Raw genomic sequence first — 24,673 nt, forward strand, 5'->3', positions numbered from 1 at the left:
TCACCATGACCGTTTTGACTCCTCCCGTTCCTCTGGCCACGCCGCGCCGCGCCAGGCTGGGGCTGACGCTGTTCATTCTCGCGCTGCTGCTGGCGCCCTGGGTGGCGGGCGCCGCCGGGGGCAACTACTGGGTGCGGGTCGTCGATTTCGCCCTGCTGTACCTGATGCTGGCGCTCGGGCTGAACATCGTGGTGGGCATGACCGGGTTGCTGGACATGGGCTTTATCGCCTTTTACGCCGTCGGCGCCTATTTGGCCGCGCTGCTGTCGTCACCGCATCTGACACAGCAATTCCCGCTGCTGCTGCAGTGGTTCCCCGACGGGCTGCACCTGTCGATGCTGGGTCTGATCCCGCTGGCGGCGCTGCTGGCGGCGGCGTGCGGCATCCTGCTCGGCGCGCCGACGCTGCGGCTGCGCGGCGATTATCTGGCGATCGTCACGCTCGGTTTCGGCGAAATCGTGCGCATTCTGATGCGCAATCTCGACCGCCCGGTCAACCTCACCAACGGCCCCAAAGGCATTTCCGGCATCGATCCGGTCAGCCTGTTCGGCCTGAAGTTTTCCGGCATGCATGAGTGGTTCGGCGTACGTTTTTCCGGCCTGTACCTGTATTACTACCTGTTCGCCGCCCTGCTGCTGGCGATCCTGTTTATCAGCCTGCGGCTGCAGAACTCGCGCATCGGCCGCGCGTGGACGGCGATCCGCGAAGACGAGGACGCCGCGCGGGCGATGGGCATCAACACCCGCAACTTCAAGCTGCTGGCCTTCGCCATCGGCGCCACCTTTGGCGGCGTGGCCGGCGCGCTGTTCGCCGCGTTTCAGGGCTTCGTGTCGCCGGAATCGTTCACCCTGCAGGAATCGATCGCCGTACTGGCGATGGTGGTGCTCGGCGGCATGGGGCACATCCCCGGCGTGATTCTGGGCGCGCTGCTGCTGGCCGCCCTGCCGGAGCTGCTGCGCAGCAGCATGGGGCCGCTGCAGCAGGCGCTGTTCGGCCAAGTGCTGATCGACCCGGAAATCATCCGCCAACTGTTTTACGGCCTGGCGCTGATCCTGGTGATGCTGTATCGCCCGGCGGGCCTGTGGCCGGCCCGCCACGCACGGGGGAACGCCGCATGACGCCGCTGCTCGCTTTACACCATATCAGCAAACGCTTCGGCGGCCTGACGGCGGTGGATGACGTCAGCATGAGCATCCGCCAGGGGGAAATCTACGGCCTGATTGGGCCGAACGGCGCCGGTAAGACCACCTGCTTCAACCTGATCACCGGCCTGTATCGCGCCGACGCGGGCGAGTTCCGCCTGGCGGGCCAGCGCTATAAGCCCCAGGCGATCGACAAAGTGGCGCAGGCCGGCATTGCCCGCACCTTCCAAAACCTGCGGTTGTTCAATGAAATGAGCGTGCTGGAAAACGTGATGGTCGGCTGCCACGTGCGCACCCGCAACGGCCTGTGGGCGGCGATCGCCCGGCACCGTCGCGCCAGGGAGGAGGAACAGGCGGTGCGCGATAAATCTCATGCGCTGCTGGAGTACGTCGGCATCAGCCAATTCGCCCATTACCGCGCCGGCGATCTCGCCTACGGCCATCAGCGGCGGCTGGAGATCGCCCGCGCGCTGGCGACCGAGCCCCGGTTGCTGGCGCTGGACGAACCGGCGGCCGGCATGAACGCCGGAGAAAAAGTGGCGCTGCGCGAACTGCTGCTGCGCATCCGCGACAGCGGCAAAACTCTGCTGCTGATCGAACACGACGTCAAGCTGGTGATGGGTCTGTGCGATCGGCTGACGGTGCTGGATTACGGCAAAGCGATCGCCGAAGGCGAACCGGCGCAGGTGCGGCGCGAGCCGGCGGTCATTCAAGCCTATCTGGGAGGCGGCGCGCATGTCTGAAGCCCTGCTGAGCGTTAAACGACTCAAAGTGTCTTATGGCGGCATTCATGCGGTCAAAGGCATCGATTTCATGGTGAACGCCGGCGAACAGGTGACGCTGATCGGCGCCAATGGCGCGGGCAAAACCTCGAGCCTGCGGGCGCTGACCGGCCTGCAGCCGTTTGAGGGCGACATTCTGTTCGACGGCCGTTCGATTCGCGGAATGCCGCCGCACCGCTTGCTGCAACAAGGGCTGGTGATGGTGCCGGAGGGACGCGGCATTTTCACCCGCCTGACGGTGCGAGAAAACCTGCAGCTGGGTGCCTATGCGCGGCGTGACGCATCGGCGGTGCGGCAAGATTTTGAACGCGTGTGCGCCACCTTCCCACGGCTGAGCGAGCGCCTGCATCAACCGGCCGGGCTGCTTTCCGGCGGTGAACAACAGATGGTGGCGATGGGCCGCGCGCTGCTCAGCCGCCCGCGGCTGCTGATATTGGACGAACCGTCGATGGGGCTGGCGCCGATTGTGGTGGAGGCCATTTTCTCGGTCATCAAGCAGTTAGCCCGTGACGGCGTCACGCTGCTGTTGGTCGAGCAGAACGCCCGCCTGGCGCTGGCGTCCACCGATCGCGCCTACGTATTGGACAGCGGCAGCCTGAGCCACAGCGGCCGCTCCGCCGACATGCTGGACGATGAAAAAATCAAACGGATCTATTTGGGTGAATAACCGTTGTTACCTTTAACCGCACCAGGAGTATGACATGCAGCAGAACATTCGCATCAAGCCGTTGGCGCTGGCCGCCATGACAATGATCCTGAGCCTCCCGGCGCTGGCGGACGACACCGTGTTGATCGGTCTTGCCGGGCCGCTGACCGGCCCTTCCGCGCGCATCGGCAAAGATCTCGAAAACGGCGCACGGCTGGCGATCGCCGATGCTAACGCACAGAAACCGACGCTGAACGGCAAACCGGTCACCTTCAAGCTGGTGTCCGAGGACGATCAGTCCGACCCGCGCACCGCCGTGGCCGTGGCGCAGCGTTTGGTCGACGAAGGCGTCGCCGGCGTGGTCGGCCACTGGAACACCGGCACCAGCATCCCGGCGGCGCGCATCTATCACGACGCCGGCATCGCTCAGGTGGCGCCGGTGGCGACCGGTCACGGCTACACGCAGCAAGGTTTTGACACCAGCTTTCGCGTGATGGGCCACGACGACGACGGCGGCAACTACGCCGGGCAATATGCGGTGAAGACGCTGAAAGCCAAGCGCATCGCAGTGATAGACGATCACACCGCTTTCGGCCAGGGGCTGGCGGACGAGTTTATCAAATCGCTGCAGGCCCAGGGCGTGCAGCCGGTCACCCGTGAGTATGTGGATGACAAGACCGTTGATTTCAGCGCCGTACTGACCACCGTCCGCAGTAAAAACGCCGATCTGATCTTCTTCGGCGGCGTGGATTCGCAGGCGGCGCCGCTGGCGCGCAAACTGAAACAGCTGGGCATGAACGCGCAGCTGATGGGCGCCGGCGGCTTCGTCAGCCAAACCTTCCTGACGCTGGCGCAGCGGGAAGGCGAAGGCGTCGTCGCGCTGGAGCCGGGGCTGCCGCTGGAACAGATGCCGGGCGGCAAGGCGTTTGAACAAGCCTACCGCGATCGTTATCACACCCACATCGAACTGCATGCGCCCTTCGCCTACGACGCCACCCGGGTGCTGATCGCCGCCATTGAGCAAGCCGATTCGGCCAATCCGGCCGATTATCTGCCGAAACTGCGCGCCATACATTACCAGGGCGTCACCGGCGACATCGCCTTCGATGCGCAAGGCAACCTGCAACAGCCGAGCTTCACCCTGTACCGGGTGGTTGACGGCAAATGGCAGCCGCAAACCGTGTTGGGCGGCGCCAAGTCACAATAAATCAAGAGGAGCAAGGCGATGAGCTGTGCAAAAAACGAATTGGGCATTTTGGCCCGCAGAAAGATCGAGGCGGAGATCATCAAGCCGATCTACCAGATTCTGGTGCGTGAAATCGGCAAGGCGCGCGCTCAGGCGGTAATCGGCGAAGCCATCGAGAATGCCGCCATCGAGGCGGGCAAACAGTTCGCCGCCCAGGAACCGAACGGCGCGGATCTGCGCAGCTTCGCCGCCTTGCAGTACCTGTGGGAAAAAGACGATGCGCTGCGCGTCGAGGTGATCAATCAGGACGCGCAGCACTTCGACTATAACGTCACCCGCTGCCGCTACGCCGAGATGTATCACGAGATGGGGCTGGGGGAGATCGGCCACCTGCTCTCCTGCGCTCGCGACAGTCAGTTTATCGTTGGCTATGCCCCTGACGTCGACCTGCAGCGCAGCCAGACCATCATGTCCGGCGCCCCCTGCTGCGATTTCCGCTACACCGCTAAAACGCCGGGAGAAGATCAATGACGTATCGAGTCAACGGCGAGCGCCTGTGGCAAAGCCTGCAGACGATGGCGCAGTTCGGCGCCATCGCCAATAACGGCGTCACCCGGCTGGCGCTGAGTGAAGAAGATCGGCAAGCGCGCGATCAGCTGCGCGCCTGGGCGCTGGAGGCGGGTTGCACCGTACGCGTCGACAAAATGGGCAACATGTTCCTGCGGCGTGAAGGCGCTCGCCCCGAGCTGGCGCCGGTCGTCACCGGCTCGCACGGTGATTCGCAGCCCCGCGGCGGCCGTTTCGACGGCATCTACGGCGTGCTGGCCGGATTAGAGGTTATTCGTACCCTTAACGATCGGCAGATCGTCACCGAACGCCCGATTGAAGTGATCAACTGGACCAACGAAGAAGGCGCGCGCTTCGCGCCGGCGATGATCGCCTCGGGCGTGTTCGCCGGGGTATTCGACTTGGAATACGGCCTGACGCGCCGCGACGAGCACGGCGTCAGCCTCGGCGACGCGCTGGAGCGCATCGGCTACGCCGGCGAGTATCCGGTGGGCGGTACGCCGATCCATGCCGCCTTCGAGTTGCACATCGAACAGGGGCCGATTCTGGAAGCGGAGCATCTCGACATCGGCGTAGTCACCGCCGCACAAGGGCAGCGCTGGTATGAACTGGAGGTCGTCGGCTTCAGCGCCCATGCCGGCACCACGCCGATGGATCGGCGCCGCGACGCCCTGCTCGGCTTTGCGGCGCTGGTCACGGCGGTCAACCGCATCGGTTGGGATTTCGCGCCCGACGCGCGCGCCACGGTGGGCATGGCGCAAATCACCCCCAATTCGCGTAACGTGGTGCCGGGGCGCGTCTTTTTCAGCGTCGAATTCCGCCATCCGCAGGAGGCTATTCTGGCGCAGATGGAGCAGCGCCTACTGGCGGCGGTAAACGAGGTCAACGGCGGCGGCCTGGCCGCCCGGGCCGAGCGCATCTTCCAGTATCCCCCGGTCGCCTTCGATCGGGGCTGCATCGACAGCGTGCGTCACGCCGCGCAGGCGTTGGGCTATCGCCATCGCGACATGATTTCCGGCGCCGGCCACGACGCCTGTTACCTTAATCGCGTCGCCCCGACCGCCATGATCTTCATTCCCTGCGTGGACGGCATCAGCCACAACGAGCGGGAAGATATCACCCCCGCCTGGGCCGCCGCCGGCGCCGATGTGTTGCTCAACGCCCTGCTGGCGCACGCCGACGCCTGATCCTCGCCCCGGTTTGGCGCCGGGGCAAAAAATATTCAACAAAACGGTTGAATATTAGCCCGCCTGATCTATATTCAACCATATGGTTGAATTATCTTCCTCACAGCTGGACGCCATTTTTCATGCGCTGGCCGACCCGACCCGCCGCTCGATGTTACGCGCGCTGGCCGGCGGTGAACGCAGCATCGGCGAACTGGCCGCGCCGTTGCAGATGTCGTTCGCCGGCGCCTCCAAGCACGTGAAAGCACTGGAACATGCGGGCCTGGTGCAACGCACCGTGCAAGGAAGAAACCATATCTGCCGGCTCGAACCCGAGCCTATGGCGCAGGCCATGCACTGGCTGCAAACCTATGAACATTTCTGGACTGAACGGCTGGATGCGCTCGAACAGGCGCTGCTGCAGCCCGAACAGCTTCCTCCCAAGGAGTGAACCATGAATGATTACGGCATGATTATCGAACCCGGTACGCTGCGCATCCAGCGGTTGCTGCCCGGCCCCATCGAGCGGGTGTGGGCTTACCTGACCGAATCCGACAAGCGCGCCACCTGGCTGGCGGCCGGCGCCATGAAGTTGGAAAACGGCGCGCCGCTGGAGCTGGAGTTTCGCAACTCCGATCTGGCGGGCGAGCACGAGCAACCGCCGGCCAAGTACAAACAGCACGGCGGCTGCGTCAGCAACCGCGGCCACATCACCTGCCTGTTCCCGCCGCGCCTGCTGAGCTTTACCTGGGCCGAACAGGATCAGGGGCGCCCTTCCGAAGTGACCTTCGAGTTGACGGAACAGGGAAACGCGGTGCTGCTGACGGTCACCCACCGGCGCCTGGCTAACCGCGACGAGATGCTCAGCGTCGCCGGCGGCTGGCATACCCATCTGGATATTCTGCTGGATCGCCTGCACGATCGGGCGCCGCAGCCGTTCTGGAGCACCCATGCCCGGCTGGAAGAAGAGTACCGCGCCCGCCTGTAATTACGACTCGTCCCTGCGCCTGAACGCCAGATAACCGGCGATCAGCGTGAAACTGCCGACCAGCAACACCAGCAGGATAAAACCGTGGTGATTGCTGGCCAGCGGTATGCCTCCGACGTTCATGCCGAAAAAACCGGCGACGATGTTGATAGGCAACGCCAGCACGGTGATCACCGTCAGGGTGTAAAGCGTGCGGTTATTCTGCTCCATCAGTTTGGCGCCCAGCTCTTCCTGCAGCAGCCGAATGCGTTCGGTCAGGCTGGCGAGATCGTTCAACACCACGGTGAACTCTTCGGTAAACTGCCGCAGATCCTGCACCACCTCACGGCTCAGCCAGCTCGGCGGCCGGTTCAACAGGCGAAACAGCGCGGCCGGCTCCGGCGCCAACAGGCGCTGAAAGCGCAATAGCATGCGGCGCATGCGCCCCAGCTCGGCGCGGTTGCGTTTAACGCGGCTCGTCAGCAGACGATCCTCGATGGTATCGACATACTGGTTGGCCTGCCGCACCACCTGCTCCAGCACATCCTCCTGCTCTTCCAGCAGGTGCGCCAGCAGTTCGGTGGACGACGCCAGCTGCAGCGCCGTCAGGCGGCCCAGCAACCGCTCGATCAATCGCACCGGTTTATGACGCACCGTCACCACCAGCCCACGGCGGCAATACAGCCACAGCGTCGCCGTTTCCGGGTTGTTGTCTTCAGGGTGGAAGATCACGTCGTTGAGCACGGCGAACAGATCGTCGCCCTGCCGCTCGATGCGAGTAGTGTGGGAACCGTGGCGAATTTCGTGAAAGAAAAAATCGGAAATGGCGAAATGGTTTTTCAGCCACTTCTCCGCCGCCGCGTGGTTGAGATTGAGGTGCAGCCAGATAAAACCGTCGCCGGGCGACAACGTTTGGTAAGCCAGGCAAGCCTGCTGCGAGTTCAGGCGCGCCGGCGGCTCGCCGGAGCGAAACGCATGGCCGTAGATCAGCCCGGTCACTTCATCATCAAAATCCAGCTTGTGCATCTTTTCCGCTGCCCTTTGCACCATAACGCCTTATCCTGCCTATTGCCGTTAGCCCAGATCGTCCACGCTGTTATAACAATCTTTATCGCTCGGCGTTAATGATTTTCAACGCTCTTGCTCATTAATATTTCCGTCATAAAAACGTCATTTCATTTTAAAAAGTTTTCATCCCTTGCCCGTTCAGCAACCGCACAATGGCTAAATGAATATAGCGGCTGATACCCTCCATCATGCAAGACACATTCATTTAAGGAACACGCTCAATAAGGAGACAACGACAATGAACAAGTTTATTACGGGCGGATGGAGCCAGTCTCTGGCTGGCCAACCGCATAAAGCGTTCGATGTCATGATGTACGGCATGGTAACCAACCTTGATGGATTAACCACAGGCACCTCAGCCCAGCCAGGATGGAGTCCGGAAAAACAAAACAAACCCGATACGCTTCCCGGCTTTAACGGAAAGACGCTATGGGTTTACGGCGGCGGCGGATGCTCCCCGCAGCAAAAGCCGGCCAATGAGGATGAAGTGTTGAGGATCGTCGCGGCCACGGTCGATCGGGGCTGGGATGGCGTCGATTTTGATGACGAATGCAATATGAACACCGAACGGGTCATCGAAGCCATGAAACGGCTAAAAGAGGCCGGGAAAGAGACCAGCTTTGGTTTTATTGCCGGTTATTCTTACAACCACCCCAATACGGAAAATGGCAACAAGCTCAACGAGAAAGTCAGAAAAATCATTCAATCAGACCAATGCGACCGCTTTATCCATTACTGTTATGCGGCAGCGATGTGGAGCAATGACGATATTCTCGCTAATGTGATCCCGGCATTAAAACAATCGTTGGCGAACGGGGCCGAAAATAAAAAATGCATTCTGGCCCTGACGACCAAAGGATTGACCGACTGGAATTTAAATTACTTTATCGATCAGGTTTTGGACTTTAACCTTGGCGGATTATTTATTTGGAATTACGCTAACCTGACGGATGAGCACGATAAAATTATCCAGCGCCGGCTAGGCAATTAGCGCAGTTCGATTTGTCGCCGCACAACAAGCGGCCGCATTCGCGGTCGCTTTATCAGCTAAAGAAAGGGCTATTCAATAAATCCCAGTTTAAACTGCGCCTTGCCCGCCAGCGACATCAGGCTCGCATCTTCAGGATAGGTCGCCAGCAGCGGGAAAAATACTGCGCCGCCGATAATGCTGCGGCGCTTTGAATCTGCCGGGCGCAGCCCCCAGATATTCTGGTACGTCATCGGCACAACCTGGCCGTCAATGAGCGCATTGCCGATATACAGCATGATATGGCCCGGAATGTAAACCAGCGTGGTGAAGGGTTTGCCGTGATCTTTGAGATAGCGCAGCCGTTCACTGGTGTTCGCTTGAGCAAGATCAACCACCCGGGTGGCCGCCTGTATCTGCGCGGCGGAATTTCTGGGAAGAAAGAGGCCAAAAGGCATCAACAGACTGCGCAGTTCGGCGGAGCAGTCATTATTGAAGTTATAGTTCCCCCAGCCATAAGGTCTGCCGCTCATTGACCGCATCAGTACGGCAAGATGTTCGGGCGTCATTTTCCACGGCATGGCGGCAAATTCCCCCTTCTTGACAACGACCCGGCGCATCTGTGCGCGGCCATCCTCTCGGCGTACCGGCACGGCGACCACAAAAAGGCCCTGTCGGTGACGGTAAAATGGCAGAATCGTGCCGTGGCGCGCCGTAAAATAAAACTGGCCGCCCGTTTGCACCGAAACCGGCTGTTTAATGAATGCCCCCAGATTTTTCCCCGCCAGCGCCAGCCATTCTGAGACAAACCGCTGATCCGCCGCCGCGATGTCTTCGCTATGCACCCAACCGATCACCGTAGGCGACATGACGTATTTCCAGCGTTTATCGCGGCTTTGCGTAATAACGTATACCGGAGTGCCGGGGCGGATAGACGAATCCTGCAAATTATCAAAGGGATAACCTTGCCCAGCCAGGCGAGGATCGTCATAAGCCGGATCGTCCGTCGGCAGGATCCTGACCAGCGTCTCCCTGACCGCAATGCCTCGGGCCGAAGAATGATAAACCTGGCTAATGTCCGTAGAAGCGTTATCTCTGACTTGCTGTTTCCAGCGGTCGGTGTGAGTCCTGAAGTTTTCCCCCCAGGAGACACTTCCACGGCCAAGGTATTTATCCATTGCGGCATCACGGTGGCTTTCCGCTTCGCGGTTCAGGACGGCAGCGATGTAATGCGGATTCCAGGGGGACTCATCGTTCGGCCCCATGCCAAAATAGTGAGATTTGAGGGCGGAAAAATGACGTTGCTGCGTGGCGGCATCCATCACGGGCACCCGCCGCTGCGGGCCGGGCGGCAACCATTTATCGACAGACTGCGAATAGTTCCCCAGCGGGAACAGCGATTTGGTGGCATCGATAGGGGCTGTCGCCATGGCGTCTTGAGGGGGCTGGCTGACCGGCGCGCTGTGGCAGGCCGACAGCAGCAGAAGAGTCATCAAAACAAAGGGTTTTATTCCATTAGGCATTTTTCATCATCTCCGTGACAGGTGAAAATTTCTTCTTTATCCTGACCAGAAATGATTGCAAATGATACTCAATAACACTACTGATTGACGCCAGGTTGAGGAACAAAACGCAAAAGCAAGCTGACCGGCTTGCTCCTGCTCATTCATATTTTCACCATGTCAACAGGCGATCCAGCGCCGCCACAGTATCTTTACGGCCGTTAAACGCCGCCCGATACCAGACAGTGTCATGTGCGGTCACCAGTTGCTCGCTAACCCAGCGTTGCCGAGCCACATCGCGCAACGCGCGCACGCTGTCGACGGTTCTGTACACCAGCCAAACGCCAAACAACGCGCCGGCCAAGGCTACCCACAGATAAGTCGCCGCCGCCAACTGCGCGATCAACAACAGCAACAGCGCCATCTGCAATACGGTTTTACCGGCGAAGGCGCGCAGAAAAAAGATCTGCATCGGGTATTCCAGGGCAAAACAAGGATTGGTTAACACCTGACGGGTTTCCTGTACCGGAATGCCCTGCACATAGACCATCCAGTGCGAATCCCGCCGGGGATTCATCGCCAGGCCCTTTTCCGTCAGTTGATGCAGCCGTATCGAAACGGCGACCGGCCACACAACCCCGAGCAGCAGGCAGTAAAAAATTGCCGCGTTAACGCCACACAGCCCCAAGCCGAGCGCAGCCAGCACCGCCAGCAGAACCTTGCCGGAGTAAAACCAAAATGGCACCACCTGATAATTCATAAAGCTCCCTCTTCGGTGAATTCACAGTTCTGGTAGATTACGCCTTTATCAGGACGATAACCGCTGCGGAACAAAAATTTTCGCTATCGCGCAGAACGCGATCCTGCCGCCTGTTCCGCGCCGCCAAACCTGTTACGCTGCGGGTTTGTTTTTTGACAGGAGTCCTCCATGCGCCAACGCATCATTGTCTGCCCGCTGATTGAAAACGATAACGCCTTCCTGCTGTGCAAAATGGCCGCGCACAAGGGCGTATTTCCCGGCCAGTGGGCGCTGTCCGGCGGCGGCGTCGAGCCGGGTGAGCAGATAGAGCAAGCTCTGCGGCGCGAAGTGCGCGAAGAGCTGGGCCCCGCACTGATCCTCGACAGCATCACGCCCTGGACCTTCCGCGACGATGTGCGCATCAAAACCTACGCCGATGGCAGCCGGGAACAAATCTACATGATTTACCTGATTTTCGACTGCCACGCCGCCAACCGCGACGTGACGATCAACGATGAATTCGACGACTACGCCTGGGTGCCGCGCGAACGCCTGGCGGACTACGATCTGAACGAAGCCACCCGCTTCACGCTGCGGCAAAAGGGATTGCTGTAACAGTTTGAGCGATTATCACCCTATTTCCTTCACATTTGCCGGGCAGACTCTTTTGATATTTTTTAATCACTTAGGGTCACTATTGCCGTCGCTATGCTTTTATTTCTCCCTGTTCTCCGTCTGTCCGTCCGGCGCTTCGGCGCCGCCGCCCTGTTCAGCCTGCTGTTCGTTTTGGCACCCGCCCATGCCGCCGCGGCGCCATTGGTGTTGAATGCCAAATCGGTGCTGGTCGTCAATCAGCGTACCGGAAAAACGCTCTATCAGAAGCAACCGAACCGCGTGCTGCCGATCGCGTCTCTCTCCAAGCTGATGACCGCCATGGTCGCCCTGGACAGCAAACGCCCCATGGGCAGTCAACTCAAAGTCACCGCCGCCGATCGCGATCTGCTGAAGAAAACCCATTCGCGGCTGACCATCGGCTCGGTGCTCAGCCGCCGCGATATGCTGCACATCGCCCTGATGTCTTCGGAGAACCGCGCCGCCGCGGCGCTGAGCCGCAGTTATCCCGGCGGGCGCAAGGCCTTCGTGGCGAAAATGAATCTGAAAGCGCGCGCCATCGGCATGAAACGCGCCCGTTTCTACGATCCGACCGGGCTAACGCCGCGCAACGTAGCCACCGCCAGCGATCTGCTGAAAATGGTCAATCACGCCTATCGCTATCCATTGATTCGCCGCTTCAGCACCGACAAGCAGCAGATCGTGCGTCCTGGCCGCGGCCAGCTGGTCTATCGCAGTTCCAACGGTCTGATCAACAACCCGGCCTGGAAGATCCAGCTGCAGAAAACCGGCTTTACCGACGAGGCCGGTCACTGTCTGGTGATGCGCACCACCATCAAAGGGCAGCCGGTGGTGATGATCTTGCTTGGCGCGCAGCCGCGCTACGGCCACTACCGTGACGCCATTCGTCTGAAGGCCTGGCTGGAGCGGTAAAATCGCGGCGCTTTACCGTTATGCGCATATCCAAATCCGTTTTGGATCAATGGAATATCCTATCGCCAATCAGTATTAAGCCGCGCGCCGCCCGCATGGTATTTGTCAGGCATATCTGATGATGAAAGGAGCGGGAAAAATGGCTTATGCCTTGAGCATATTGGAAAAAAGTCCGATCGCCGACGGGGAAAGCGCCGCGCAGGCGCTGGCGCGCACGCTGCAGCTGGCGCAACGGGCGGAACGCTGGGGGTATCGGCGTTTCTGGCTGGCCGAGCACCACAACACGCCGCAGCTCGCCTGCCCGTCGCCGGAAGTGCTGATCGGCTACCTGCTCGGCCAGACGACGCGCATTCGCATCGGCTCCGGCGGCGTGATGCTGCAGCACTACAGCGCCTACAAGGTGGCCGAAAACTTCAACCTGCTGGCGGCGCTGGCGCCGGGACGCGTCGATCTCGGGGTGGGCAAAGCGCCCGGCGGGCTGCCGCTCGCAACCCAGGCGCTGCAGGCCGCCCACGATCGGCAACGCAAGCCGGACTTTCCTCAGCAGCTGTCGCAGTTGACCGCCTATCTGAACGACGACGCCGAGCCCGGCCTGAGCGCCACACCGCTGCCGCCGCAGGGCGCACAGCGTTTTCTGCTCGGTGCCAGTAAAGAAAGCGCAACGCTGGCGGCCGAGTCCGGCTGGGCCTTCGTGTTCGCCGCCCATTTGAACGGCAATCCGCAGGATATCCGCGACGCGCTGGAGCACTACGCCGCACACAGCGGCGGCCGCAAGGCGCTGCTGGCGGTGGCGGCGATCGTGGCCCCCAGCGAGGAACAGGCCGCGGCATTGGCGGCCGACATTCGGCAATACCGCGTGCACGTTGCCGGTGAGCAGAGTGTGACCGTCGGCAGCCTGGCGCAGGCGGAGAGTTTCGTGCAGCAGGCCGGCGCCACCGACTACCGCATCGAGCCGCGGGAAAGCCATATTCTGCTCGGCACCGCGCAGCAGGTGCATCAGCAACTGGCGCAGCTGCAACAACAGTACGGCGTGGAAGAGTTCATCATCGACACGCCGATCGCCGAACCGGCCGCCCGGTTAGCCTCGCTGCAGTTACTGGCGGAGGAGAGTTTGACGCCGGCTTAGTTGATCGCCGCCGCCGCCCGCATGGCTTCGGACAGATCCTGCGCCAGCGGCGCCAACTGCGACGGCGTGACGTTCGCCAGGCTGACGCGGAGCGCCGGACCACACTTCAGGCGGAAAGGTTCACCGCCCTGCACCAGCCACCCCCGCTGCGCCATCAGTTGCGCGGCGGCGGTTTCCGAGCGCACCGGCACCCACAGATGCAGCCCTTCACCTACCGCCAGCGCCGTGTGATTCAACGCATTGAGCCGCTGGGCCAGCTCATCCCGTCTGGCCTGATACGCCTGTTGCGCCCGCTGCAATTGCCCTTCCTGCAAGGCTTGTTCCCACAGTCTGGCGGCGATCTGCTGCAAGATATGGCTGACCCAGCGTTCGCTGATGTACTGATCGGCGCGCATCGCCTGCAGCAAGGTCGGGCTGCCGCAGGCCAACGCGATGCGCAGATCCGGGCTGAGAAACTTGCTGAGCGACAGCACGTACAGGCCGCGATCGCCGTCGAACGGCAGATGCAGCGGCTGTTGCGACAACGGCCCCCAGAAATCGTCGACGATCGCCAGACACTGCGGATGGCCGCGCAGAAAACCTCGCCACTGCTGCGCACGTTGCGCTGAAAGCGAAGCGCCGGTCGGATTATGGGCGCGCGGCGTCAGGATCACCGCGTCAGCCGCGCCACTCTCCGGCAGCCGACAGCCCTGTTCATCCACCGCCAGCGGCAGCGGCCGCAGGCGCAGGTGACGCAGCAGCGTCAATAGCGGCGGCCAGCAGGGATCTTCCACCCACACCGCCGCCCCAGGCTGGGCATGGCAGCGCAGCGCCTTTTCCATCGCGTCCAACGCGCCGGAAAACACCGCCGGTTCCCCCAGGGCCACGCCCTGGCGCCCGAGCCACTCACGCCCGAGACCGGTCAATACCGGCAGGTCGCCGCTGATGTCATAGCCGTTTTGCTGCGGGAACACCTCCGCCGCGCCGAGCCTCAGCGCCGGCAGCAAAGCGGCATCCAGGTTGCCGCTGGCCAGATCGCACATCCCCGCCGGCACCTGGCGCGGCGCATAGGCCGCACTCACCGCCGCCAGCGGCCGCTCCAGCACCACCGTACCCGCCCGCCCGCGCGTCGCCACCAGGCCCGCATCGCGCAATCTGGCGTATGCACTGGCCACGGTATTCGGATTGACCTCCAGCTCCGCCGCCAGCTGGCGTACCGGCGGCAACAGTTCGCCCGGCCGCAGCGCGCCGTTTTTGATGCGTGCTGCGATCTGCTCGGCAATCTGGACAGCGCCGCCGCCTTTTGCATACAATGAAGTCATACATAAATCCTTTTGTACTAGTTCAAATAAGATTAGCAGTTTCTGCGGCCAAAAGTAAGGGGTTCCATGGATAAACATTACGTGCTCGACATTCAGTATGCAGGAAAAGCCTTTGCCCGCCTGCAGCTGTTCACCCCGTGGGCAGCCGATCAGCTGGAGCAGGCCTGCGCGCTGTTCCCGGCCGCACAGGGTTATCAGGTGCAGCTCAGCCAGGTCAGCGAACGCCGCATCGTCTACCAGAGCGGCGCGCAGGGCATCACGGTGCTGGGCGAGTCGCTGGCGCTGATCCCCTTCACTCACGCTAGCGAGGTTAAACAATGAAAAAAGCCGTCGCCATTCGGCACGTCAACTTTGAAAACCTGGGCATCCTCGGTTCCCTGCTGTCACTGCGCGGCTATCAGATCGATTATTACGATGCCGGCCGCGATGATATTCGTGCTATCAATAATGAAGAGACCGATCTGTTGGTGGTGCTCGGCGGGCCGATCAGCGCCGCTCAGCACTTTTCCGGCGAGCAGCGGTATGATTTTCTCGACCATGAATTCGCGCTGGTCAAACAGCGCCTGGCGCAGCGGCGGCCGACCCTCGGGGTCTGCCTCGGCGCACAAGTGATCGCCCAGGCGCTGGGCGCTGGGGTTATTTCGCTCGGCGTGAAAGAGATAGGCTTCGCCCCGCTGACCACGCCGCCGGCGGAAGAGGAGTCGGTGCTGGCGCCGCTGGCCGACACGCCGGTACTGCACTGGCACGGAGATATGTTCATGATCCCGGACGGCGCCCGCTGCCTGGCCGGCACGGCGGTATGCCCGCATCAGGCCTTCGACTATCAGGGGTTCGCGCTCGGCCTGCAGTTCCATTTGGAGGCGGATTATCGCGATATCGAACGCTGGCTGATTGGCCATGCCTGCGAGCTGGAACTGGCCGGCATCGCGCCCCAGACCCTGCGCGACCAGGCCGCGCGCCACGGCGCGCAGCTGGAACAGCGCGCGCGGCAGGTGTTCGCGCGCTGGCTGGATAACAACGAACCAAGGAAGTAACTCATGCAACAGGCTTCACCTTTGCGGTCACCGTCTATCGACGTGATCAGCATTCAATCTCAGGTGGTCTACGGCAGCGTCGGCAACGGCATCGCCTACCGCGCTCTGCTGAAAAAGGGACTGGAGGCGCTGCAGGTGCCCAGCGTGCTGTTCGGCTGCCCGCCCTATTACGGCAAACCGCACGGCGGCGTCATCTCCGGCGATTGGTTCGGCGGTTTTCTCGACGACCTGATCGCCCGCGGCGTCATGAAGCGCACACGGGCGGTGATCGTCGGCTACCTGGGCGACGTGATGCAGTGCCATATTCTGGCCAACTGGCTGCAGCGGGTGCGCTCGCTCAATCCGCAGATAAACATCTATATCGATCCGGTGATGGGCGATTACGGTGAAGGGATCTACGTGGATGAACGCATCGTCAACTGCTATCGCTCGCCGTTCCTGCGGCTGGCCAACGGCCTGACGCCGAACGGTTTCGAACTGGAGCAGCTGTGCGGCCGGCAACTGAGCAACCGCGAGCAGACGCAACACGCCGCGCAGGCGCTGTTGAACGACACCACCGAATGGGTGTTGGTCACCAGCGCGCCGGGCGTAGCGCAACACGAAGACGAAGTGGGATTGATGCTGGTCACCCGGCAGGAAACGCAGTGCTTTACTCATCCGAAGGTCAAATCGGCGGTCAAAGGCACCGGCGATTTGTTCACCGCGTTGCTGGTCAGCCATCTGCTGCAGGGCGCTGCGCTCGACGCGGCAGTGGTTGCCGCCGGCGATGAAGTGTGCGGCGTACTGGCCGAAGCGGCGCATTTCGGTTGGGAAGAGATCGGCAGCCTGCGGGCGTTAACCTAAACCCTGACCTGGGGCAGCCTGCTGCCCCGCCTCTCCCGTCTTGATTGTTTACCGTGGCAATCATTCCGCTGTGAATTTTATTTATTACTCCGTCAATGATGCGCACAGTAATGCTAAATTAATTCACTATATATAAAAGATTAAACAACTAATGATTAGTGCTATTTAAAACCATAACCATACTCAACACATTGATTTATTAAAATTAAAGCCAACAAGAAAATAGAAACCGCAAAAAACATTCTGTTTTTTTGATTTTTGAAACTATTCCTCTTCTTTTACAACGCCGTGATTTTATTGATTATCTGTTATGCAAGAATAAACACTTAATTTATTTTTATGTATGTGTTGCTTTTTCAAGCGCCATTGCTATTGTTGAATGTGAGTAAAACGCGGCAACAAAGCGATTCACCACCTCCTTTTTATACCATCCTGCGTATAAGGATCTGACTATGCCTATTAAAAAGTATGTCATTCTTGATAGCGCACCCAAAGCTGTCGGCAATTCCGATTTTATTCTATTAGGGTTAAAGAGCGAAGGTTTTGCCAGAGGTTGTCCGATGTTATTTGGCGGCACCGCCGATGCTAAAGATGGCCCGGTCGATGGAAAAAACTTTGCGTTGAATGTAATAAAAAGAGAAACCTGGGAAGAAACCAATCAGAATATTGGCGTGGAACAGGTGGTAAGATATCAGGTTTACCCCAATGACATCAGCGTTTATACCAGTAAAGACTTCACTTTCACCGGAAAAGTGGCCATTGGCGGTGAGTTTGCCTGGATTCGAAAAGTAAGCAAAGGAAAAATAAAAACCTATTTTAAAAACAAACCCGCTGCCACTAAAGACATGTTTGCTCAAGAGCTTTACGCAATGACGCTGGATGTCGATATTGAACCCACCGATGCGGAGTTCGAACAGTATTTATCTTCAGATTGCCTGAGCGCCATTTACGCTTACTGTAAAGAAACCTGCAAATAACGTCTATTAAAACGATGGGCACGCCATGATGATGGCGTGCATCTCTGGCAATGCCATTAATTTATTGGGGCCGATATTATGCTCGCAAAAGATTATACGTCAGATGAGAAACGCATCGTAAAAAACGTTATCGACCGATACGAGAACAGCGGCGTATTTCTTATCGAGCCAGACGATCCGGTTTTAACCGAATTTTATGATATTCAATTAAAACTGGCCGGCGTCACCGCAGCCGCCGCACCGCAATTCAGCCAACTTTGGCAGCAGACGAAACGCGTCAAACGGGTAGCGGGCCGGATGAGCGAGGCCAACACCGGCGGCGCTCAGCCGGTGTACAGCATCGTCAGGCTGGATTCCACCGACGGTAAACGTTATCAAACCGACGCCATCGGTTCTCTGCCGGTTCAGGCGACCAATGTGACGCAAACCCTCGGCCTGTTCGACGGCGGCGCCGATAACGTCGGCAAGGTGGAATACAAAAGCGACTACGTTTACACGGCGGACTGCACCATCGGTGCCAGCGGTGACTATCCGCAAAGCCAGACCGGCGGCAGCTTTCCGGTTACGGTGATCTATACCTTCGCACAAACGGTCGGCCAGCAAACCGTTTACGGCGCCGAAATCGTCACGACGCAAAGCTACCCGAAAGAAATGATCAATGATTCCCCCAGGAATCTGTATAACCAGCGCATGATTAAGATTTGCCTGACGCGTGACGATGGCGACTGTGATTATCGCACCGGCTACGATCAGGACGGCACGGTTAAAGTGCCGATAAAAGGCAATATCACCTATTTTGGCAATATTGATCTCAGCAATGGCAAGCCGGTCAACGCCAGCAATACCATTTATCTTATCCGCACCCGCGCCGGTGGCGATCCGATCACCCCTTACGGCGGCTATAATATTTTTAATTCTGCCGCAACCCGAATCAGCGGGAATAACATCACCTGGGATCTTGACTGGCTGAAATTCAACCGCGTCGATTTTGAATCCGGCGAGATGGTTTATTACGTTTTTAAAATTACGCTTGATGTTGAAGGCCGCAGTATCGCCGCCTTTATTACTAACGCACCCAAAGAAAGCGATCCGGATCGCCGTCTGCTCAATACCGTACAAATCAAACCGATGCAGATTATTTATGGCTGCCTGGCAGAGGGTACATTGATTTTAATGCAGGATGGGACAGAAAAGCCGATCAATGCTCTCACGACGGATGAGTTCGTTATTTGCGGAAATAACCAACCCAAGCGAATTGAGAATATCACCACGGGGCAGGAGCAGCATTACATCGACATTACCGCCCGCGACCAGGCGGCACGTGAATATCGTATAAAAGCCAGCCTGGGGCACCCTTTCGTCACCGCAAACGGTATTTTTCTCGCCCGTGAATTGACCTCAGGCATGTGTCTTAAAACCCGGCACGGTGAGTGCGAGATTACCGCCATCTCTCTCCAGCCCGGTGAGTTAACCGTTTATAACCTGCAACTCGGCGCTGACTCTCCGCTGCAAAAAAACCAATGTGCCCTCAGTACTTTTTATGCTAACGGCGTGTTGGTCGGTGACGCGCTGGTTCAACACCTCTATGAAGACGAATATCACCAACGCCCAAAAAACGTGCTGAAAACGCTACCCGCCGAGTGGCACCAGGATTACCACAATATGATCAATGCAGCGGACGAATAATATCATGTATGAAGGCTATCCCGACTTCCAGCGCATTATTATCTGCGATGATCAACGTTTCGTCGCCGCGTATCGACAAAACGACGCCTATTATTTATATCCGCAGGCGCTCAGCATTCTGGCGGCCGACCCTTTGGCTTTCTCGCTGGATATCGTGCGTAGTTACAGTACCGATAGCCTCTACGGCTGGCTGAATTTCACCACGCAATTGCAGTTCGCCGGTGAACAAAGCCTGCAGGTATTTAAGCAACAGTATCCGGATTGCGCGGTGAAGGCGCTGCCGGTCTTGCCGGGCAGCCTGGGATTCGACGTGCCCATCGATTACCACAGCGATCTGTACGGCCGGCACTACGACACCACCTGGTATTCAGCACAGTGCAGTCAATTCATCATTCTGCTCAATGCGACAAGCACTCAGTTGATCGAGCGCACCCTGCTCGATGAGACGATAGGCTTCAACGCGCGTCTTGACGGTTTCGTCGAAGGCGTATCACCGCGTCTGGCCTACCGGGTGGAATTTGATGCCCGTGCGCTGATCCTGGCCCTGGCCGCCGGCGTGGAGGGCGCCCATGCCGTGGGCGATACCGGGATTGTCTTTCCCTACGACGGGCTGACCCTCTACCTCAGCCGCAACCTCACCCGCTTGCCGCTCGACATCGACCCACCGCCGCCGGCGAACGATCCGGCCGGCGATCTGCTGCTCAGCCAGGCTTTACTCGATCGGCTATACAACCTGTACGGTGCGCCGTCTGTCGGCCCAGCCGCCGGCAATATGGCACAGATCCTTCTGACGCCGCCCCCGCATGCCGGCCGGACCCGGTGCGATCTGGCCAATGTCGCGCTGACTCAGCGGCCGCTTTGCTTCACGCTGGATCCGTTCGCCGCCGCGCAGCAGATCGCCAAAGTTTCGCCCGATACCATTATCCATCGCACCACCGCACCGCCGCTGCCGGCGGGAGAGCGAGAGATCAACGTCTTTTACGCCTATCCGCTGGGGTTGCAATCCGGCGTTTCGATCGATATTCAGCTGACCGTACCGCCCGGCAATATCTACCCGATCGAGCAAACGCAAACGCTGGCGCTGCGGCCCGACCGCTCCTGGTTAACCTTCAAGTTTCACAACAGCGCGCTGGATGCACAGCCGTTTTTCTACCAGATCCGCGTGAATTACCCGCAAGACGGCGTTTACCGCACGCTGCCCGGCGAACAACGTCGCTGCGACGAGGATAACCTGGTACTGGATTACGCCGCGCTGCCTTGCCGCTTCCTGACCCTGTATCTCGACCCAACGTTCGCCCAACAAAGCCGACTTGGCGGCCTCTATCACTCCGCCGACTGGCGCCAAACGTGGACGCTCAGCGCATCGGCGCCCTATTTCAGCGCACCGATCCTGGGCGATCCTACTTTTGCCGAAGCGACCGCCTATTCGCTTTCCGGCGGCGGCGCCGTCCCGTTACCCGCCCCGATCGTGCAAAACGCCACCATCGGCGCCTACAGTTTTCCGCAGTTCGGCGCACAACAGGCGACGATCACCGTTCGGCTGCCGCCGCAGTTGCTCAGCGCCGTATTGAGTTTTCAGCCGCAGGACAGCGAGCGCACCAGCGAGCGCACTTTTACGCATTCGCAGCCGAGCTTCGTCTACAAATGGAACGTCACCTCCATTTTCGCCGCCGGCTTCCGCTACAAGACTCCCACTGGCCCCTGGTCGCCTTATGTCACCGGCGACCAAACGATCGATATCAAGGGTGATACACCATGACCGACGAATTGGATCCACAACGTACGTTGCAAAACTTCTTTCTTCTTGATCGCGCGCTGGCGTTTCACGACCAAACGCGCCCCAGCGGCTGTTACACCTACGGCAGCTATACGCCGCAGGTGGTGCAGGAAACGCCGGCCGGCAAGATCAGCTCGTTGCATTTGCTGACCAGCCCCGGCGGCGGCCTGGCGACCTTCATTGCACCGAAGCTGCCGGTCGACAGGACTGCGATCGAGGACTATATCCGCCGCCATTTCGTTCCCGCTCCGGAAACCATCACCCTGGAGCAGGAGGAGATCCAGCAATCGCTGTGGCTGCACTTCGCGCAACGGCCGGCTACTGCCGCCTACAGCGTCGAATTTGAACAGTCAAAAATGGCGTTGACCCATGAGGAGTCTGGCCGGCTGGCGGGCGCGATCCAGGGAACAAAAGACCAGGTCTATTTTCTCACCCGCAGCCGATTCAGCGTCGACAGCCGCGTCAATGCCCGTTTGCAGGCCGATTGGGTCGCGTTTGTCACCCTGGCCTTCAACGAGCAGGCGCGGCAACCGGAAGCGATCGCCAGGCTGCTGAACCAACAAATCGACGCCGGCGTCGTCATTGTGCAAGCGCAGTTCGACAATGCGCCTTCAGAGCAGACGCAAGCTCGCGTTCGCCAGGCGTTGGTAAACACCGCCTCACTGCTGATTGCCAACACGCTACGCAACATCTCGTCGCCAGAACAAATCCCCAACAAGCTGAATTACCAAATCGAATACGACGACACCGTCCCCCAACGCTATCTGCTGGAGCAGCAACGTGACATTGCTGAATTGCTCAATCGGCTGCCGGCCGACGGCATCATCTCCTTTACCGCTACGCCCCTGCCGGAACCCAGCAGGCCGGATAAGCCGATCGAGCCTCAACGCTGCACCGTCAGCCTGGGATTTGATCCGAAAGGCTTCAATATCATGGCGATAGAGCTGCGCTGGGCAGATCAACAGATGCCGATGGCGTGGCCCAGCTTCCCGCCAGTGACGCTGGAAACGACAGCGGCGGTGAGCGATATCGCACTCAAGGTGACCTTCGCCGATTACACCAGCTTCGAGAGCCGGCTGGCGTGGCAGAACGCCATCGCGCTGACGCCGCAGGATGTAGGTTTCTATAGCCTGCTGTTCGACGCCGAGTCTCTGAAGTCCGAATTCAAAACGATCTCCGGCAGCGCCAGCTATCTCCCGGCGGGCCAGGGCAAGAAACAAAGCTTCACCTTCGCCTTTTCCGCCGCGCAGTGGCAGGCCACCTGGTGGATCAACGCCCATGCCGCCGGCCTCAACGGCCGGGTGGACTATCGCTGGCAAGGGAAAACGGCGGCGCTATTCCCCAAAAACTACGACTCCGGCCCCCTGCAGGCCACCACCGGCCCCATCAAACTGCAATACCACAAGTGACATAAACAAGAGGACCGCCCTATGTTAACCACCGCTTTGCAGCAATCGATAAAAATCGACGTCACCGAGTATTTGGGCGTCAAGGAATACGCGTATACCTGCTACGGCGACAGCGACAGCAAGGATATCTTCTATGTGGTGCCGGAGATCCCGGTGTTTGCCAAACGGGATACCAATACGCCGAGCTTCATGTTTTACAAATACCGCAGCGAAGATACCCAAGGCGGCTACGCGCAATTCACCGTGCAGCTGCCGCAGCCGAATGCGGAAATGAAAGACCGCATCCGCCTGCAGCTGTATAACGGCCTTGGCAGAAAAGACGGCCCGCTGGATAAAAAATCCAAGCTCATTGTCGACTACATCAAGGCGAAACAGGCCTATGAAGCGGACCCGGAAAACAACACCAAGAAGACCGCGATGGACCAGGCGCAGAAGAATACCGGCCTGAGCGATGAACAGCTCAACCGGTTTGTCGCGCTCTACGACGCCAACAAGGGCGACGATCAATTCCTCAGCGAACTGATGCCGGCGGACGCTGCAAAAATCGAACTGATGCAACCGCGCTACACCTCGGCGCAGGCCATGCTGATCCTCGACGGCAACGATAAGTTCTATCGCCAGATCCCAACACCGCTGTCCCCCTCCGGCCTCGGCGACAACAATACCGTATTCAGCCTGTCGCTGACCGGGGAAGGCGCCACGCTGTTTGAACAGGTACTGAAAGGCACCGATAAAAACGCCAGCGTCGGCGTGCGCTTCGATCTCTCCCTGGATGCCTCCATGTCGGCGGCCAAAGTGATCGTCACCTACAACAGCGAGCAGGCCAAGTCCGTAGCGCAAACCATCAACTACCACACCTGGTCCGCCGACGAGAAAAAGATCGAGCAGGAGTTTTACGCCAAGGAAGCGATCAAGGTGGACGTGCAGATCGGGTTGACGGCGCAAGAGATGGGCATGGAACCCGGCGCCTATGAAAAATGGAAGGAGAGTCTGCGAAACTGGGGACAACAGCAGGTCGAGCAGATCCTGAGCAGCCAAACCGGCATCGACATGAGTCTCAATTTGCTGAACGACGCCGGCAGCTTTGAAAAATTCGAGTCCAAAATCTCGCAAACTCAGAGTTTCACCCGCGAATATGAAGAGAACGCCGTGGTGTCCTCCACCATTTACCCGCAAACTCAGCTGCCGTCGATACGCTCAATCGTCGGCGAAGCCGATTTGGATCAGTACTTCAAAGAGTACGATCTCCACGACCCGTTCTATCAGTACATCCAGCCGGAGTTCTTCGTCACCGAAGACATGGCCAAGTATGATATCGCCAATATCGTGGTCACCGCGGTGTACGACGACGATCTCAAGAGCACGCTGACCTTTACGCCGAAGGATCCGGGGCCGAAGAAAACCGACAAGTGGTTTATCAAACCCGAGCTCGGCCGCGCCTACCGTTATCACTACACCGTCAACTTCACCGGCATGCAGGCCAAGCCTTACCTGTCTGGGGACATCCAGGTCAAAGACGATCTGGTGGTCACCATCAACGCGGCGCAAAGCGGCATCGTTTATGCGGATATCTCCACCCTGCTCAATCCGCTGGGCTGGGAGGTTTTCAGTCAGGTCGTGGTCACAACCCTGTACGAAGACAAAGAACATCACGTGTCGCCCAAGCAACACACCCAGGTGATTAGAGTCGATAATCCGCCGGTGCCGTTTATTTATCCGATCGGCACCAACGTGGAAAAGCCGCTTTATTATTCGGCCGACTACTATGCGCTGGACGGCGACAGCCTGACCTACCTCCCGCCGGGCGTGGAAAGCAACCCTCAGCTGCCCGGCTATGGCGAAACGCGCGGCAATCAGATCCTGATCGCCAACGCCCTGCCGAAGCAGCAGAAATACACCATCATCTTCAAACCGTCGCAAAAAGACGTTTCGCTGATCACCTTCGAGATGACGGTGAACTACCCGAAATGGGACTTCTCGCAAACGCAGCCCATTGCGTTAACCGAGTTCGACACCAAGTCGCTCACGCAGTACCTGACATTCAACCTGATGCAGCAAGAGAAAGGCAACGAGCCGCAGATCAACTACGTCGCCACGGTCTATTACGGCGATAACCAGGAGAAAACCGTCACCAAGCCGATCACGGGCACCAGCACCATCGTGGTCGTGACCTTCTGACGGCCGGTCTCCGCCGGAGCAAGCCTGCCTTGCTCCGGCTCCCTCTTCGATGACGTGGGGTTGCC

General features: G+C 59.2%; 24 protein-coding genes. 20 read left to right on the top strand and 4 right to left on the bottom strand.

Going from position 1 to position 24,673, the window contains the following annotated elements; genetic code table 11:
* Window positions 1–5 precede the first annotated feature (5 nt).
* The 8 genes from ACJ8IP_RS04265 (at window position 6) to ACJ8IP_RS04300 (ending at window position 6,477) form a co-directional block, all read left to right on the top strand.
* Window positions 6–1,118: an ABC transporter permease subunit gene (locus ACJ8IP_RS04265; protein ID WP_033643184.1), complete on the top strand. Its 1,113-nt coding sequence runs from the start codon at window positions 6–8 to the stop codon at window positions 1,116–1,118.
* Window positions 1,115–1,885, top strand: coding sequence for an ABC transporter ATP-binding protein (locus ACJ8IP_RS04270; protein WP_033643185.1), 771 nt, complete (start codon window positions 1,115–1,117; stop codon window positions 1,883–1,885). The genes ACJ8IP_RS04265 and ACJ8IP_RS04270 overlap by 4 nt, the downstream gene beginning before the upstream one ends.
* Window positions 1,878–2,591: an ABC transporter ATP-binding protein gene (locus ACJ8IP_RS04275; RefSeq protein ID WP_042784608.1), complete on the top strand. Its 714-nt coding sequence runs from the start codon at window positions 1,878–1,880 to the stop codon at window positions 2,589–2,591. The genes ACJ8IP_RS04270 and ACJ8IP_RS04275 overlap by 8 nt, the downstream gene beginning before the upstream one ends.
* A 76-nt stretch (window positions 2,592–2,667) precedes the next feature.
* Complete coding sequence (locus ACJ8IP_RS04280) at window positions 2,668–3,777, top strand: branched-chain amino acid ABC transporter substrate-binding protein (protein WP_442524381.1); 1,110 nt, start codon at window positions 2,668–2,670, stop codon at window positions 3,775–3,777.
* Between the two features lie 18 nt (window positions 3,778–3,795).
* Entirely contained in the window at window positions 3,796–4,287 is a 492-nt protein-coding gene (locus tag ACJ8IP_RS04285) for an L-2-amino-thiazoline-4-carboxylic acid hydrolase (protein ID WP_033643188.1), read from the top strand.
* Complete coding sequence (locus tag ACJ8IP_RS04290) at window positions 4,284–5,510, top strand: Zn-dependent hydrolase (protein WP_108680803.1); 1,227 nt, start codon at window positions 4,284–4,286, stop codon at window positions 5,508–5,510. The genes ACJ8IP_RS04285 and ACJ8IP_RS04290 overlap by 4 nt, the downstream gene beginning before the upstream one ends.
* Window positions 5,511–5,592: 82 nt before the next feature.
* Window positions 5,593–5,940, top strand: a complete 348-nt coding sequence (locus ACJ8IP_RS04295; RefSeq protein ID WP_004938187.1) for an ArsR/SmtB family transcription factor — start codon at window positions 5,593–5,595, stop codon at window positions 5,938–5,940.
* A gap of 3 nt (window positions 5,941–5,943) precedes the next feature.
* Window positions 5,944–6,477 (top strand): SRPBCC family protein, encoded by a 534-nt coding sequence (locus ACJ8IP_RS04300; protein WP_016927616.1) that lies wholly within the window; start codon window positions 5,944–5,946, stop codon window positions 6,475–6,477.
* Here the strand turns inward: ACJ8IP_RS04300 and ACJ8IP_RS04305 are convergent, their stop codons facing one another.
* On the bottom strand, window positions 6,478–7,506 hold the full coding sequence (locus ACJ8IP_RS04305; RefSeq protein WP_103681792.1) for a transporter: 1,029 nt from the start codon (window positions 7,504–7,506) through the stop codon (window positions 6,478–6,480).
* A 256-nt stretch (window positions 7,507–7,762) separates the two neighbouring features.
* Here ACJ8IP_RS04305 and ACJ8IP_RS04310 point away from each other — a divergent pair, with 256 nt between their 5' ends.
* The gene (locus ACJ8IP_RS04310) at window positions 7,763–8,515 is read left to right on the top strand and encodes a hypothetical protein (RefSeq protein WP_033643192.1); all 753 of its coding nucleotides are present in this window, start codon (window positions 7,763–7,765) and stop codon (window positions 8,513–8,515) included.
* A 68-nt stretch (window positions 8,516–8,583) separates the two neighbouring features.
* Here the strand turns inward: ACJ8IP_RS04310 and ACJ8IP_RS04315 are convergent, their stop codons facing one another.
* Both ACJ8IP_RS04315 and ACJ8IP_RS04320 read right to left on the bottom strand, forming a co-directional pair.
* Window positions 8,584–10,014 carry an SH3 domain-containing C40 family peptidase gene (locus ACJ8IP_RS04315; protein ID WP_147880461.1) on the bottom strand — a complete coding sequence of 477 codons (1,431 nt, stop codon included), beginning with the start codon at window positions 10,012–10,014 and terminating at the stop codon, window positions 8,584–8,586.
* Between the two features lie 151 nt (window positions 10,015–10,165).
* Window positions 10,166–10,753, bottom strand: coding sequence for a hypothetical protein (locus tag ACJ8IP_RS04320; RefSeq protein ID WP_147880460.1), 588 nt, complete (start codon window positions 10,751–10,753; stop codon window positions 10,166–10,168).
* Window positions 10,754–10,921: 168 nt separating this feature from the next.
* On the opposite strand from ACJ8IP_RS04320, the gene nudI reads away from it, so the two are divergent.
* The 3 genes from nudI (at window position 10,922) to ACJ8IP_RS04335 (ending at window position 13,403) form a co-directional block, all read left to right on the top strand.
* On the top strand, window positions 10,922–11,347 hold the full coding sequence (gene nudI, locus ACJ8IP_RS04325) for a nucleoside triphosphatase NudI (protein ID WP_033650314.1): 426 nt from the start codon (window positions 10,922–10,924) through the stop codon (window positions 11,345–11,347).
* Window positions 11,348–11,440: 93 nt separating this feature from the next.
* Window positions 11,441–12,277 carry a D-alanyl-D-alanine endopeptidase gene (gene pbpG / locus ACJ8IP_RS04330; RefSeq protein ID WP_164106232.1) on the top strand — a complete coding sequence of 279 codons (837 nt, stop codon included), beginning with the start codon at window positions 11,441–11,443 and terminating at the stop codon, window positions 12,275–12,277.
* A 139-nt stretch (window positions 12,278–12,416) separates the two neighbouring features.
* Window positions 12,417–13,403, top strand: coding sequence for an MsnO8 family LLM class oxidoreductase (locus ACJ8IP_RS04335; protein WP_033650312.1), 987 nt, complete (start codon window positions 12,417–12,419; stop codon window positions 13,401–13,403).
* Here the strand turns inward: ACJ8IP_RS04335 and ACJ8IP_RS04340 are convergent.
* Window positions 13,400–14,704, bottom strand: coding sequence for an aminotransferase class I/II-fold pyridoxal phosphate-dependent enzyme (locus tag ACJ8IP_RS04340; protein WP_164106231.1), 1,305 nt, complete (start codon window positions 14,702–14,704; stop codon window positions 13,400–13,402). The two genes, ACJ8IP_RS04335 and ACJ8IP_RS04340, sit on opposite strands and share 4 nt — an antisense overlap.
* A gap of 66 nt (window positions 14,705–14,770) precedes the next feature.
* On the opposite strand from ACJ8IP_RS04340, the gene ACJ8IP_RS04345 reads away from it, so the two are divergent.
* The 8 genes from ACJ8IP_RS04345 to ACJ8IP_RS04380 all read left to right on the top strand — a co-directional run bounded on the left by ACJ8IP_RS04345 (window position 14,771) and on the right by ACJ8IP_RS04380 (window position 24,608).
* Entirely contained in the window at window positions 14,771–15,025 is a 255-nt protein-coding gene (locus ACJ8IP_RS04345; RefSeq protein WP_033643198.1) for a hypothetical protein, read from the top strand.
* The gene (locus ACJ8IP_RS04350; RefSeq protein ID WP_164106230.1) at window positions 15,022–15,738 is read left to right on the top strand and encodes a glutamine amidotransferase; all 717 of its coding nucleotides are present in this window, start codon (window positions 15,022–15,024) and stop codon (window positions 15,736–15,738) included. Before ACJ8IP_RS04345 ends, ACJ8IP_RS04350 begins: the two co-directional genes overlap by 4 nt.
* Window positions 15,739–15,741: 3 nt before the next feature.
* The gene (locus tag ACJ8IP_RS04355) at window positions 15,742–16,581 is read left to right on the top strand and encodes a PfkB family carbohydrate kinase (RefSeq protein WP_164106229.1); all 840 of its coding nucleotides are present in this window, start codon (window positions 15,742–15,744) and stop codon (window positions 16,579–16,581) included.
* 452 nt (window positions 16,582–17,033) lie between these two features.
* The gene (locus ACJ8IP_RS04360; protein ID WP_047026045.1) at window positions 17,034–17,558 is read left to right on the top strand and encodes a hypothetical protein; all 525 of its coding nucleotides are present in this window, start codon (window positions 17,034–17,036) and stop codon (window positions 17,556–17,558) included.
* A 78-nt stretch (window positions 17,559–17,636) separates the two neighbouring features.
* On the top strand, window positions 17,637–19,244 hold the full coding sequence (locus ACJ8IP_RS04365) for a hypothetical protein (protein WP_164106228.1): 1,608 nt from the start codon (window positions 17,637–17,639) through the stop codon (window positions 19,242–19,244).
* Between the two features lie 4 nt (window positions 19,245–19,248).
* Window positions 19,249–21,003, top strand: a complete 1,755-nt coding sequence (locus tag ACJ8IP_RS04370; RefSeq protein ID WP_164106227.1) for a hypothetical protein — start codon at window positions 19,249–19,251, stop codon at window positions 21,001–21,003.
* Window positions 21,000–22,430: a hypothetical protein gene (locus ACJ8IP_RS04375; RefSeq protein ID WP_047026043.1), complete on the top strand. Its 1,431-nt coding sequence runs from the start codon at window positions 21,000–21,002 to the stop codon at window positions 22,428–22,430. Before ACJ8IP_RS04370 ends, ACJ8IP_RS04375 begins: the two co-directional genes overlap by 4 nt.
* Before the next feature lie 21 nt (window positions 22,431–22,451).
* The gene (locus tag ACJ8IP_RS04380) at window positions 22,452–24,608 is read left to right on the top strand and encodes a hypothetical protein (RefSeq protein ID WP_164106226.1); all 2,157 of its coding nucleotides are present in this window, start codon (window positions 22,452–22,454) and stop codon (window positions 24,606–24,608) included.
* Window positions 24,609–24,673 lie beyond the last annotated feature (65 nt).

Source organism: Serratia sp. CY52157 (assembly GCF_052168495.1).
In the GTDB taxonomy this organism is placed as follows: Bacteria; Pseudomonadota; Gammaproteobacteria; order Enterobacterales; family Enterobacteriaceae; genus Serratia; species Serratia ureilytica.